Raw genomic sequence first — 13,047 nt, 5'->3', positions numbered from 1 at the left:
ACCCCCCCCCCCGGATAACTGGTGAAATGGAACGCCACCGAGGGGAACTCCCGCCGGTACCGCTCAACATCAACAGCCTCGCCCCGCCCCTTGAAACAGATGACCATCACTTCATCGAACCGACCAACCAGGTACTCGAGGTGCTGGCGCAGCATGCGCTCGCGGCCGCCGACCACAGGAAGGAACGGCCTGGTCATGAGAAAGACGGCCTTAGCCATGACGCACCATCCTTATGCCACGTGAAATGGTCAGTACTGCGGCAAGCGGGATCCACAGGAGCACGAAGGCAAATGAGCCAAACTGAAGGCAAGCGGCGCCCATGAGCACCAGCTGGAGAACCACCAGCTTCTCGGCCGGAGAACCGAAGCGCTTGATGAGGCCGAAATCTCGACGAACGCGGTTGAGCATGAAGATGAGATACGCCAGCCCCAGCAACCCGCCCATCACGTAGATGCCCACATACAGATTGCGCGGATCAGCCGAGACCGACGAGATGTCGCCCATGATCTCGAAATTTCGATACGCAACATGATTCAGCGGCAACCATGACATCGCGTCATTGAAACTGAACGGATACATCGCTGCGCCCATTCCGAACGGATATGAAAGCGACACAAGGAACGCGTACACGGGATACATGATGCGCACAAAGACGGATCCGTCGAGGGACTCCAGCAGCGATGCCTCAACGGTCGACGCCTCGTCGAGCTTGATGATGCGTGTCAAGTAGTAAGGAAGGTCCCCTGAAGATGCGAGATTGGACACGATCAGCTTCACCGCATATGCCACCAACAAGGTACCTGCCCCAATGAGGAGCACCTGAAACAGGGTCCTGGTGAAGCTGCGCCCCATCAGAAGGCGGTATCCGATCAATCCGATGACCAGCGTCGCAAAGCCATAGAGAGAGAAAGTGGCGGCAAAAAGCATCAACCACATCCCGCGATAGATCCAGGACAAGCGGCCAAGCAGCGGGAATGCGAACACAAGATAGAGGCTGGCCCAGGATGCCTCGGAGGTAAACAGCTGCACCCGCGACCCTGCATTTCCGCTCAGTGCAAGCGCCAGTGCGTCGCGAAACATGCCACCAATACCCAGGTAGATGGCGACGATCTCGAAGATTCCATAGCACAGCACGATTTTCAGCACGGAACGAAGAATGTTCAGGTACTGATCGATAGAGACGAACCTGAAGTAGTAGCGGAAACCAAGAAAGGCGGCCAGCCCCGCTAGAACAGGCAGAATTCCTCTCAGGACGCGATCCACGCCAATGTCCTTCACGCCCAGGAAGATGAAACTGACCAGGACCACGTAGAGCACAAAACAGATTGTCGCCACGTCGGCGCGCTCAATCCTTCCACGCGAACCGAAGAAGAAGACGATGCCAAGCAGTGCTGCCGGGATGAGCGACGGCGGGCTGTAACTGACAGGGACAAACGACATCTTGAAAACGGGCAACAGAACTATCGCCAGAAGACCAAGCCAGCTGACAAACCTGATCCTGATCATTTAAGGCCCTCGATGGCCGCGACGAACCTGCGCGATGTCCCCGCGTATCCGTACTGCTCGCGCAAAGACTGGACGGCAGCGAGTCGGGGCAATTCGGTGATCGCAGCCATGGCCTCGATTGACGCTATTGCCACTGCGGCCTTATCGCATCGATCAAGTGCGTCAAGATCGGACGAGAAGAAGTCGGCTGCGTCCTGAAGCACTTCTTTGGCCCCACTCCAACGCGTGCTGATCACCCTTCCGCCGACAGCCATCGCCTCAACGGGCACATTGGCGAATCCCTCCCACAAGGAAGTGACAAGCACGAGATCGGCCTGGCGGAAGTACGGAAGGGGGTTGTCCACCGCTCCGAGGAACACCACTCGGTCCGATACCCCACTCATTTCAGCACGTGCCTCCAGAGACTCTCTCAAGCTGCCGTCACCAATGAACACCAGTACGCCCTTGTAACCCAGCTTCGCCATTCCGGCGAAAACAGCAATGGCGATGTGTTGCCCCTTCTGTTCATTCAATCGACCGCATGACACAACGTATGGCCCGGATATCGCCGAAACTGGCGGAGCAAGGGACTGCTCATCCAGCTGCGAGAAATCGTATCCATTGGGGATGTAAAGTGTCTTCTTCGGCGACACTTTGAAGAGAACTGGGGCGCGTTCGGCAGCAACTGGGGAATTGCAGTGATAGAGATCACTCCCGCGGTACATCCAACCACACAAACTCCGCACTAGGCGCTTTCGCCAGCCGGCAGCAAGATCCCGCGAAGGATCCTGTCGCTCGGAAACGACGAGCTTGAAGTCAAGCCCGAGCTTCTTCGCCATCAACGCGACGATACTCGGACCATACGACATTGAAACAACTGCATCGAAGCGTTCATTCCGCATCAGCCTGCGGAATCGAAGCACAGCCACCAGGATACCCATGGCGCGGCGAAGGTCATAATCCCACCGCGCATTGGCCTGGAACTCCCGCACCAGCGGAAGACCGAGGGAATAGTCCGCCTCTCCACCCTCTTCTGCGGGCTCATAGGACAGGATGCTCACATTGGAGACGCCGTCAGCCAGCATCTCCCTAAGGCGAAGGGTGGATGCCTTGATCCCACCGGCGTGGACATCCGTAGTGAAGATCAGGACGTTGAGGGACGAAACCGGGTTCTCCACGCAATCCGTCTGTTCGCCTACACGATCAGGATCGCTGCGCATCTCATCTCCACCTCTTTCCTGCGAGCTCACGAATGGCCCAACCATTGCTTGGGCCCGCCTACACCAAGCGAGCGATAGCCACAAAGAATGACGAGCACGATCATCACCATTCCCAACATCTGGACAACAGGCCCTGCATACACAGCAAGGCAGTAGGAGGCAGCCAGGGCAACGAAGGTGACCAGGAGGATCCTTGACAACTTGGCCCACGGAAGCTTCATTGACAGCTTGGAGGCCGCGAGCCAGGCAGCCAGAATGACACCCGCGGTCAACGCAAGCAGCAAGGCGATCAGGATGCTGACCAGACCGATGGATTGGGTCGCGTACAGACCAACGCATCCGAGTACGAAGAGGATCAACGCCAATGCGCTGGTAGCTACCGAGTAGACCGTCTTGCCCCCGATGGCGAACAATGCATCGAGTCCATAGCTCTTCAAGCAAACAAGCACGACTGAGATGACCGCGAGAAGCGAAACCTTCGAGTAGGAATCAAGGAATGCAGGTGGCACGAAATACGTCACCATTACACGATTCGCATAGAGCAGCACAACCATGGCGGCAGAGAAGAGCGCCACCACATTGACCAAGTGGCCGGCCATGTGACGCCTGCCTTCCACCGGATCAAGATTGACGCGACCAATTACCGGCTGGAGCAGCACCAGATTGATCGCCGTTCCGAGCGCCATCAGGATCTTCTGTGCAATATCCACTGCCAGCAAGGCGCCTGCCGACTCAGCTCCACCTGCGTAATGCACCATCGCGTATCTCGCGGCGAGTGGCAGCGCAAACGAGATCATCCCTGCGGCAGCAGCGAACAATCCAAACTTCATCAGGAAGATCACGCTCGATCGCGCGGGCCACCGAAGTGAGCGCGGGCATGATCCGGCGAACAGCGAGGCAACCAGGAAGGAAATGATCAGGCCCGCAAGTGCGAACCTGCCATCAGAGAACGTCGACGCCGCGGCAAGCGTAAGGATGAATGACAGGATGCTTCGCGCCATCCAGGTAATGGAGAAGCGAACATTGCGAAAGCTGGCCCTCAGGCTGGCCTGCTGACCATCGAATGCCCCTTGAGCACATGCGTAGAAGAGGATGAAGCCCGCAGTGAAGATTGCCCCCCCAGCATCGCCAGTTACCAGAAGCAGCACCGCCAGGACTACCGCCACACCCAGAACGCCCAGGTAAAGTGCGCCAAGGGCTTCAGGCAACTGCCGTGGATCGCGAGAGTCACTTGTGGAATAACGGACCACGCCAATCCGCAGCCATTCGAAAAGAACAGCAGCCGCAAGCTGGCCCGACGCCCACATCATCGCAAAACGCGTGTACTCCTCCGGGACCAGCAGCCTCGGTATCACGAACTGGATACCAAGACTCGCCAGGTTGGCGAGGACCAGCGAGACCAGCATCAACATCGATGTTCCGGCTCGCACGCTTCCAGCAGCTACCTGCATCAGTCGACCCCGAACTGATCGCGACTGTATGTCTTGCCTGCCACATCGTCTAGATCAGGGTGGCGTCGATTGGCAATGATCACGTCAGCAGTGCGCTTGAACTCACCCAGGTCCCTGCACACTCTGGACCGGAAAAACTCATCGGCGACGATGGTGGGCTCATAGACAATCACCTCAACGCCTTTAGCCTTGATTCGCTTCATGACGCCTTGGATGCTGGACGAACGGAAGTTGTCCGACCCGGCCTTCATCGCCAGACGGTAGATGCCCACCACTCTGGGATTGGAGCGAAGTACTTCCGCAGCAATGAAGTCCTTGCGGGTCGAGTTGGACGCCACGATGGCCTGGATGAGATTCTGTGGAACGTCGCGATAGTTCGCCAGCAACTGTCGCGTGTCCTTTGGCAAGCAGTAGCCTCCATAGCCACAGGAGGGATTGTTGTAGTGCTCTCCAATCCGGGGATCCAGGCACACGCCATCAATGATCTGACGCGCATCCAAACCATGGCAGGCCGCATAGGTATCCAGCTCATTGAAGTAGGACACGCGCATCGCCAGATATGTGTTCGCAAACAGCTTGATGGCCTCTGCCTCAGCTGCTCCGCAGAAGACAACGGGAACGTTATCCGTCGCAGCCCCCTGCAAAAGAAGTGACGCAAACTCCGTGGCCTGCTCCGAACTCTCACCCACGATGATGCGGCTGGGATAGAGGTTGTCGTGCAGGGCGCGACCCTCGCGAAGAAACTCCGGCGAGAAGATGATCTTCATGCCTGCATGCTCAGCACGTACACGATCGGTAAACCCCACGGGTACGGTGGACTTTACGATCAGCGTCGCGGACGGATTGATCTCCAGCACATCACGGATGACCTCCTCGACCGAGCTCGTGTCGAAGAAGTTCGTATCCGGATCGTAGTCCGTCGGCGTTGCAATAATGACGAGCCTGGCGCCGGCATAAGCCGATTCCTTATCCACGGTCGCGCGGAGATCCAAGGTCCCTCGGTCCAGAAAGCCCTGGATATCAACGTCTTCGATGGGCGAACGGCGCTTGTTGATCGCCTCCACCTTTGCCGCGTCCACATCCAGCGCGACGACAGAATTGTGCTGAGCAAGAAGCACAGCATTGGCCAGGCCGACGTATCCCATCCCTGCAACCGCGATCTTCATATCCAATGCTCCCTACTCCACCCAAGCACCGCTCAAGCTCAGCGCGCAGGCAGCATTCATTCCCTTATCGAAACAACAGCACCTCGTCATGAACGACTACGGAGCCGAACATCACGGCTCCGCGTCCATCTTCAGCCGAAGTCAGGTTGAAGACTTGTACTCGTAGTAGCCATAGCTGTAATAGCCCGTAGCACGACGCTGCACAGCGTTGAAGATCGCCCCCTTGATTCGAACGTTGTTTTGCTCAAAACGATGCTTGGCTAGCGCCAACTCCTTCGCCTGATTTAGTCCAAATCTCGCCACCATCAGACACGTGCCGGCGTGATGCGCAATGATTGCCGCGTCGGTCACAGCAAGAATCGGCGGCGTATCGACAATTACCAGATCGTACTGCGGCGACAGTGCCTCAAGAAGCTGCGTGAAGTTGGCGTGCATCAACAACTCGGACGGGTTCGGCGGAACCTCACCACGGGTAATGAAACTAAGGCTGTCGATGCCCGGCAGCGTCCGCACAACCTGCGCCAGATCTGCCTTGCCCACCAGAAGATCAGAGAGGCCAGGCGACTGCACTGCACCCAACGCCTTATGCAGGGTACCCTTTCGCATGTCTGCGTCGATGATGAGGACGCGCTGACCCGCCTGGGCGATCACTGCGGCGAGATTGGAGGAGACGAACGTCTTGCCTGCGTTCGGGCTGGCGCCCGAGATCAGGACAATGTTGTTCTTTGCCTCCAGGCGGGCGAAGTGCAGGCTGGTTCGCAGGCTACGCACGGCTTCGATCGCAAGATCCGCAGGATCCTTGATGGCCAGCAGGTGAAGCTTGCCATCGGCGCGGAACTTGCCTCGCACCGAGTCGCTCTGCTGCTGCGCACTTACCGGGATCGACGCGTAGACGGGCAATCCCAGCTCCTCGATCTGCGCCGGATCCTCGACGCCACGGTTGAGCATCTGCCTCAGGAGTACAAAGGCAATCGATAGGAAGCCACCGAGCAGGGTGCCAACAAGAACAACCAGTGCCTTTCTGGGCTTCACCGGTGTTGATGCATCCACCTCGGCCGCATCGACGATGCGCACATTGCCCACCGTGCCAGCGCGCGCGACATCCAGCTGCTGCGCCTGATTCAGCATGCCGGTATACATTTCATTGCTGACCTGAAGGTCGCGCGTCAGCCGCAGCAGCTCCTGCTGCGCTTCAGGCAACTGCTTCACCTGCCCCTGGAATCCGCTCTTCCGGCCCTCCAGCTCTCCAATCTGCCGCATCAGCGCCTGGTACGCCGGATGATCGCGCGTGAACTTGCGATCCATCTCCGCCTGCTGCAGGCGCAGCTGCTGGATGCTGGTCTCCACAGCAACCTCCTGATCCAGCAGTCCCTTGGTCTGCAGGCTCAGATCCACGGAGTTGGCACGCGTCTGGTAGGCACTCAGCGCCTTCTGCGCGGCGTCCACCTGATTGCGCACGTTGGGCAACTGCTCCTTCACGAAGGTCAGCTGGGCAGAGGCCTCGGCCGAGTTTCGTTCCACGTTCTGCCGCACATAGGCCTGGGCGACCTGCTGCAGGAAACGCTGTGCAAGATCAGGATCCGCATTCTCATAGGCCAGCGTCAGGATACCTGACTCCTTGCCCGACTCACTTACAGCAACCTTCTTCTGCAGCTCTCCCACCACCGTGAGGTGGCGCTGGCGGGTCACTTCAAAGCGCATACCCGGATGCGCGCGCATCTCCGCAACCTGCGCGGTCACCCCCTTGCCGCTGGCGAACTCGCCGACCTTCCCCTTCAACAGAGGATTGTCGTCTTCGTCGAACAGTTCATAGCTGCTGTTCTCGCCGACAACCAGAGTCATCGGTCGCGCCAACAGCGCGCGCGGCACATCCAGCTGGAAGATCTCCAGCTTCTCGCCGCCCCAGCCGAAACGGCTCATGCCAAAGCGCACATCAGCCAGAGCGTCCGGATCTGCACGCTCTGCCTTGCGCGCAACGTAGCCTCCCAGGAGCGGGAAGCGGTTGGGCTCGATGGTGATATCCAGCTTCAGCGCATCGACTGCGCTGCCGACCACCGAACGAGAAGTGATGAGCGCGATTTCGGTTGTCGCCTCCGCCGTGCCCCCTCCGATGCCGAGCGACTGACTGATATCAGAGAGCCCTGGCAGACTCGGCACCTTGGATTCAACCTGCACGATCGCATCGGCACGATAGATGGGCGTCGCCAACAAGGCATAGGCAACCGCGATGACGAAGAACGTCCCCGTAATTCCGGCAATCCACCATCTGTGGTCAACCAGCGTGCCGAGCAACTGCCGCAGGTCGATTTCATCGGCATCGTCCTGCGCCGGACTGCGAGTATCGGTGGTCATCAGTAAGAACTCTTCAATTGGATGTAGGTGCGGTCAGGGATGAGAGGTCAGCACTACAGATGACGCGCCCAACTCTCCACGCCTTCAGCCATCAGCGTGTAGACATGCTCGAACGCGGGACGCTGCTGGCGGTACGGATCGGGAATCTCCCGATCCTGCTGCCACTTGCCCAGCAGGAAGGTCTTGCCCGACGCCTGCGGCGCAATCTCGGCGATGCGGCGTACGTGCTTGCGCTCCATGGTCAGCACCAGATCGGCGGCGCCGAGGATGGCGTCATCGATCTGGCGGGCGCGGTGGGCCAACCCATCCATGCCCCGCTCCGCCAGCAGCTCCTGCGCGGTGGCATCGATGCCGTGCCCCACCAGCGCGCCCAGGCCCGCCGAAGACACCTGGATGCCCCTGCCGGCCACGGCCTGCCTGAGCATGACTTCAGCCGAAGGGCTGCGGCAGATGTTGCCTACACATACAAAAAGAACGTTCTTGAACACTGACCTGGATCCTGTGGCATTCCTTGCGGCGCGCGCGACCAGAACAAGCGTCGGCCGGCGGCAGCCGCACAGGATACCTTACAAGCGCATTACAGGCGATGAAATCGCCAACAGATTCATGGAATTACGTCGCAGTTCCGCATATCGGCCAGCTCAATACGCCGACTTCTGGCCCAGCACCTTCAGCACGGTCAGCGCGATGATCCGCACGTCCAGCGTCGGGCTCCAGCGTCGGATGTAGTCGATGTCGTACTGCACGCGCTTCTTCATCGAGCGCAGCTCGGGGGTCTCGCCACGCAGCCCGTGCACCTGCGCCCAGCCGGTGATGCCCGGCTTGACGTAGTGGCGATGCATGTAGCGCTCGATCACCCGCTCGTAGTGGTTGTTGTGCTGGATCGCGTGCGGCCGCGGCCCCACCACCGACATGTTGCCGCCCAGCACATTGAAGAACTGCGGCAGCTCATCCAGGCTGCTGCGGCGCAGGAACGCACCGAACCGGGTAACCCGCGGATCGCCGCGCGTGGCCTGGGTCAACTGCCCCACGTCCTCTTCATGCACGCGCATGGAGCGGAACTTGAGCATCCAGAATTCCTTGCCACCCAACCCATGACGCCGCTGCCGGAACAACACCGGGCCCGGCGAACTGAGCTTCACCCCCACTGCCAGCACCAGGAACAGCGGCGACAACAGAACCACGGCGACGCCGGCCACCAGGATGTCCTCGACGCGCTTGAACAACCGGAAGCGATGGTCGGCCAGGCCCTGGCGAACGCCGATCATCGGCACATCGCCCACCTGATGCACCCCCGGATTCAACGCCCCCAGACCGGTGGTATCGGGGATCAGGCGCACAGGCACGGGAAAGCGCTCGATCTGCTTGAGCATGTCCTTGATCGGCCCGGTGTCGCCCATCGGCATCGATACCCAGACCTGGTCGAACTCACCCCGGTGCAGATCCATGTACTGCGAAACGTCACCCAGGGCGCCCAGGCGACGCGGCGCGTCACCGCCCCGGCGGGTGGCGATGTCGCCGGCACTGGCAAAATAGCCGACCACTTCCTTGCCCAGCTCGGGCTTGCCGCGCAGCAGGCGGTGCAGCCTGAGGGCCGGCGCCCGCAGGCCCACCAGCAACACGCGCTCCCGATCCAGGCCACGCGAACGCAGCCGGTGCAACTGCACCCGCAACAGCACGCGCACGGTCGCCATCGAGGCCAGCCCGGTGAAATACCAGCCCACCAGCCATCGCACCGGCACCGAGTCACCCAGGCCGACCAGCACCGCGTACAGCGAGAACAGGGCGAACGTGCTGGACCAGGCCAGCAGGAGCAACCACAGGTCGGCGAGCAGGCCGCGCATTCGCCAATTGCGATAGACCGGAGCAATGGAGAAGCAGACGATGGCGCTGAGAATCACCGCGCCGAACACGATGCGCTGCGAGGGATTGGGCGCCCCAGTGGCGTAGCACAGCAGGTGCGAGAGCACCGCCATGCCCGGCAGCAGCAACAGATCACCCAGGCGCAGCCCCAGTTCCAGGGCCGCCCGGGCCTCGACCCGGCGGCGACCCGCCCGGGCCCGCTCGGCGGGAAGGTCTTCTACGGATCCATGTAGCAAAGCACTTCTCCATGTCTACCCGACCCGACAGCGAGCGGCTCGCTGTCGCGCGCGGGACTCCCCAGCCCGCACGGAAATGTCGAGGTTGTGTCAATTAAATGTGCGGGGATTGTGAATGATGTCACGCGCAAAAGATAGGAACCCGGTCACTCAATGGCGACCACTTTCCGCCTCGCACAGACCTAAGTAATTAGAACCATTACTATTTTTGTTTGTTTCGCAGGGTGTCGACATGCGTCACCTTGCGTCACAAACCGTCAACTCATCTTCACATGATGCCAACCGCTTGACGCCCGGGTCGCCGCCCCCTGCCCCGCACCGCATCAAAGCGGCGCACCGCCCTCTGCTACCATCGGCGGTTCTGTTCATCGCGTCCCCCACCTGCCCGCGATGGCGCCAAACAACGTAACGAAACACAGGAGTCTGCATGTCTTCCGAGCTGCTCAAGTCCCTTGGCCTGGACGCGATCAACGCTGGCACGTACCTGGGCAACGGGGAGTGGTCGAGCGCGACCAGCGGTGAGCTGATCACCCCGGTCAACCCGACCACCGGCGAGCCGATCGCGCAGGTCCGCGCGACCACCGAGGCCGAGTACGAGACCGTCGTCGCCCGCGCCCAGGAAGCCTTCAAGATCTGGCGCACCACGCCGGCCCCGCGCCGCGGCGAAGCCGTGCGCCTGTGCGGCGAAGCACTGCGCAAGCACAAGGACGCCCTGGGTTCCCTGGTTGCGCTGGAAATGGGCAAGAGCAAGCCGGAAGGCGATGGCGAAGTGCAGGAGATGATCGACATCGCCGATTTCGCCGTGGGCCAGAGCCGCATGCTGTACGGCTACACCATGCATTCCGAGCGCCCCGGCCACCGCATGTACGAGCAGTACCACCCGCTGGGCCTGGTCGGCATCATCTCGGCCTTCAACTTCCCGGTGGCAGTGTGGAGCTGGAACTCCTTCCTGGCGGCCATCTGTGGCGACGTGTGCATCTGGAAGCCGTCCAACAAGACGCCGCTGACCGCCATCGCCTCGCTGAAGATCTGCAACGACGCCCTGCGCGAAGCCGGTTTCCCGGACATCTTCTTCCTGATCAACGATGCCGGCACCGCGCTGTCGGAAAAGATGGTCGATGACCGTCGCGTGCCGCTGATCAGCTTCACCGGCTCGACCCAGGTCGGCCGCACCGTCAATGAAAAGGTCGCACGCCGCCTCGGCCGCTGCCTGCTGGAACTCGGCGGCAACAACGCCATCATCCTGGACGAAACCGCCGACCTGAAGCTGGCCGTGCCGGGCATCGTGTTCGGTGCGGTCGGTACCGCCGGCCAGCGCTGCACCACCACCCGCCGCCTGATCGTGCACCGCTCGATCTACGCCGACGTGCTGGCCACCCTGGTCAAGGCCTACAAGCAGGTGGAAGGCAAGATCGGCGACCCGACCGATGCCGCCAACCTGATGGGCCCGCTGAACAGCGACGGCGCCGTGCAGCAGTTCCTCGATGCCATCGCCCAGGCCAAGGCCGCCGGCGGCACCATCGAAACCGGCGGCACCCGCATCGACCGCGCAGGCAACTTCGTGCTGCCGGCGATCGTCTCCGGCCTGAAGAACAGCGACGCCGTGGTCCAGCACGAGACCTTCGCGCCGATCCTGTACGTGATGCCGTACGACACCCTCGACGAAGCCATCGACATGCAGAACGGCGTGCCGCAGGGCCTGTCGTCCTCGATCTTCACCCAGAACCTGAAGACCGCCGAGAAGTTCCTGTCGGCGGCCGGCAGCGACTGCGGCATCGCCAACATCAATATCGGCACGTCCGGTGCGGAGATCGGCGGCGCCTTCGGTGGCGAGAAGGACACCGGCGGTGGCCGCGAGTCCGGTTCGGACGCGTGGAAGGTCTACATGCGCCGTCAGACCAACACCATCAACTATTCGGATTCGCTGCCGCTGGCCCAGGGCATCAAGTTCGACCTGTAACGCTATCTGTAGTGCCGAGCCATGCTCGGCAGGACGGGCCATGAACACTTCAGGAAGTGCCGCCGAGCATGGCTCGGCGCTACAGGCTGGCAAGCCGGTGATTGATTTCACCGGCCGCCGCGTGCTCATCGCCGGCGGCAGCAAGGGCATTGGTCGTGAAATGGCGCTGGCCTTTGCCGGCGCCGGTGCGCAGGTCGCGGTCTGCGCCCGCGGCCAGGCCGGCCTGGATGCCCTGCGCGCCGATGCACTGGCACAGGGCTTCCAGCTGCACACGTTTTCCGCCGATCTGGCCGACCCCGGCCAGATCCAGGCCTGGCTGCAGGCCGCCGCTGGTGCACTCGGCGGCATCGATGTGCTGGTCAACAACGCCACCGGCTACGGCATGGCCGACGACGAGGACGGCTGGGCCGCCAGCCTGCAGATCGACCTGATGGCAGCCGTTCGGGCCTCGCGCCTGGCCCTGCCATGGCTGCGTGCGTCCGGCGACGCCTGCATCCTCAACCTCTCTTCGATTGCCGCGCAGCAGCCGCGTCCCGGTGGCGCACCCTATGCCGCTGCCAAGGCCGCCCTTTCGCACTACACCACCTCACAGGCACTGGCCCTGGCCAAGGACCGCATCCGGGTCAACGCCATCGCACCGGGCTCCATCGAGTTCGATGACGGCCTGTGGGATCGCCGCCGCGTCGAAGACCCCGACCTGTACCACGGCACGCTGGCGAAGATTCCGTTCGGCCGCTTCGGCCACCCGCGCGAGATCGCCGATGCCGCCCTGTTCCTGTGCTCGCCGCTGGCGCGCTGGGTCACCGGCAGCGTGCTCAACGTGGATGGCGGCCAGGTGTTGATGGGCTGATACCGGCCCCCGGTAGCTGCCAACCTTGGTTGGCATGCCTTTCGTCGACCAAGGTCGACGCCTACCCTGCTGAATTGCCCTTTGTCGACCAAGGTCGACGCCTGCCCTCGCATCCGCCGGGCATGGGATTGCCCGGGCAGAGGCACTATCATGTGCACACTGCCAAGGAGGACCCCGATGAGCGTGGCACCCCGACAGACAAGCGCCCTGGCCGTGGTGAGCCTGGTCATGGGCATCGCCAGCTGGACCGTCCTGCCCTTCGTGGCCAGCATCGTGGCCATCATCACCGGCCACATGGCCCGCGCCGAGATCCGCCGCCGCCCGCATGAACTGGAAGGCGATGGCCTGGCCGTCACCGGCCTGGTACTGGGCTGGGTGATGGTCGGCGCCGCGCTTGCCGCCATCCTGGTCTTCATCCTGTTCTTCGGTGGCCTGGCGTGGCTGGCGGCGGTGTCGAACTGACG

General features: G+C 61.6%; 11 protein-coding genes. 3 read left to right on the top strand and 8 right to left on the bottom strand.

Annotated features, from left to right (window positions below):
* The 8 genes from R1H25_RS09655 to R1H25_RS09620 form a co-directional block, all read right to left on the bottom strand.
* Window positions 1-218: hypothetical protein (locus tag R1H25_RS09655; protein WP_317223457.1), on the bottom strand; the 218-nt coding region annotated here is incomplete at its 3' end.
* The gene (locus tag R1H25_RS09650) at window positions 211-1,506 is read right to left on the bottom strand and encodes a hypothetical protein (protein WP_317223456.1); all 1,296 of its coding nucleotides are present in this window, start codon (window positions 1,504-1,506) and stop codon (window positions 211-213) included. The genes R1H25_RS09650 and R1H25_RS09655, both read right to left, overlap by 8 nt.
* A complete protein-coding gene (locus R1H25_RS09645; protein WP_317223455.1) occupies window positions 1,503-2,705 on the bottom strand; it encodes a glycosyltransferase in 1,203 nt (400 codons plus the stop codon). Before R1H25_RS09645 ends, R1H25_RS09650 begins: the two co-directional genes overlap by 4 nt.
* Window positions 2,706-2,731: 26 nt before the next feature.
* Window positions 2,732-4,117: a hypothetical protein gene (locus R1H25_RS09640; protein WP_317223454.1), complete on the bottom strand. Its 1,386-nt coding sequence runs from the start codon at window positions 4,115-4,117 to the stop codon at window positions 2,732-2,734.
* Window positions 4,118-4,155: 38 nt separating this feature from the next.
* On the bottom strand, window positions 4,156-5,322 hold the full coding sequence (locus R1H25_RS09635; RefSeq protein WP_317223453.1) for a nucleotide sugar dehydrogenase: 1,167 nt from the start codon (window positions 5,320-5,322) through the stop codon (window positions 4,156-4,158).
* A gap of 141 nt (window positions 5,323-5,463) precedes the next feature.
* Window positions 5,464-7,674, bottom strand: a complete 2,211-nt coding sequence (locus R1H25_RS09630) for a polysaccharide biosynthesis tyrosine autokinase (protein ID WP_317223452.1) — start codon at window positions 7,672-7,674, stop codon at window positions 5,464-5,466.
* A gap of 53 nt (window positions 7,675-7,727) precedes the next feature.
* Window positions 7,728-8,162: a low molecular weight protein-tyrosine-phosphatase gene (locus tag R1H25_RS09625; RefSeq protein ID WP_057496647.1), complete on the bottom strand. Its 435-nt coding sequence runs from the start codon at window positions 8,160-8,162 to the stop codon at window positions 7,728-7,730.
* A 153-nt stretch (window positions 8,163-8,315) separates the two neighbouring features.
* Window positions 8,316-9,773 (bottom strand): undecaprenyl-phosphate glucose phosphotransferase, encoded by a 1,458-nt coding sequence (locus tag R1H25_RS09620; protein WP_317223451.1) that lies wholly within the window; start codon window positions 9,771-9,773, stop codon window positions 8,316-8,318.
* A gap of 427 nt (window positions 9,774-10,200) precedes the next feature.
* Here R1H25_RS09620 and R1H25_RS09615 point away from each other — a divergent pair, with 427 nt between their 5' ends.
* The 3 genes from R1H25_RS09615 to R1H25_RS09605 all read left to right on the top strand — a co-directional run bounded on the left by R1H25_RS09615 (window position 10,201) and on the right by R1H25_RS09605 (window position 13,045).
* A complete protein-coding gene (locus R1H25_RS09615; protein WP_012480007.1) occupies window positions 10,201-11,733 on the top strand; it encodes an aldehyde dehydrogenase family protein in 1,533 nt (510 codons plus the stop codon).
* A 40-nt stretch (window positions 11,734-11,773) separates the two neighbouring features.
* On the top strand, window positions 11,774-12,583 hold the full coding sequence (locus R1H25_RS09610) for an SDR family NAD(P)-dependent oxidoreductase (RefSeq protein ID WP_317223450.1): 810 nt from the start codon (window positions 11,774-11,776) through the stop codon (window positions 12,581-12,583).
* A 177-nt stretch (window positions 12,584-12,760) separates the two neighbouring features.
* Window positions 12,761-13,045, top strand: a complete 285-nt coding sequence (locus R1H25_RS09605; RefSeq protein WP_107379488.1) for a DUF4190 domain-containing protein — start codon at window positions 12,761-12,763, stop codon at window positions 13,043-13,045.
* Window positions 13,046-13,047: the final 2 nt, after the last annotated feature.

It is taken from the genome of Stenotrophomonas veracruzanensis, from assembly GCF_032911525.1.
GTDB classification, from domain to species: domain Bacteria; phylum Pseudomonadota; class Gammaproteobacteria; order Xanthomonadales; family Xanthomonadaceae; genus Stenotrophomonas; species Stenotrophomonas africana.
This window is presented reverse-complemented; position numbering and strand designations above follow the sequence as displayed.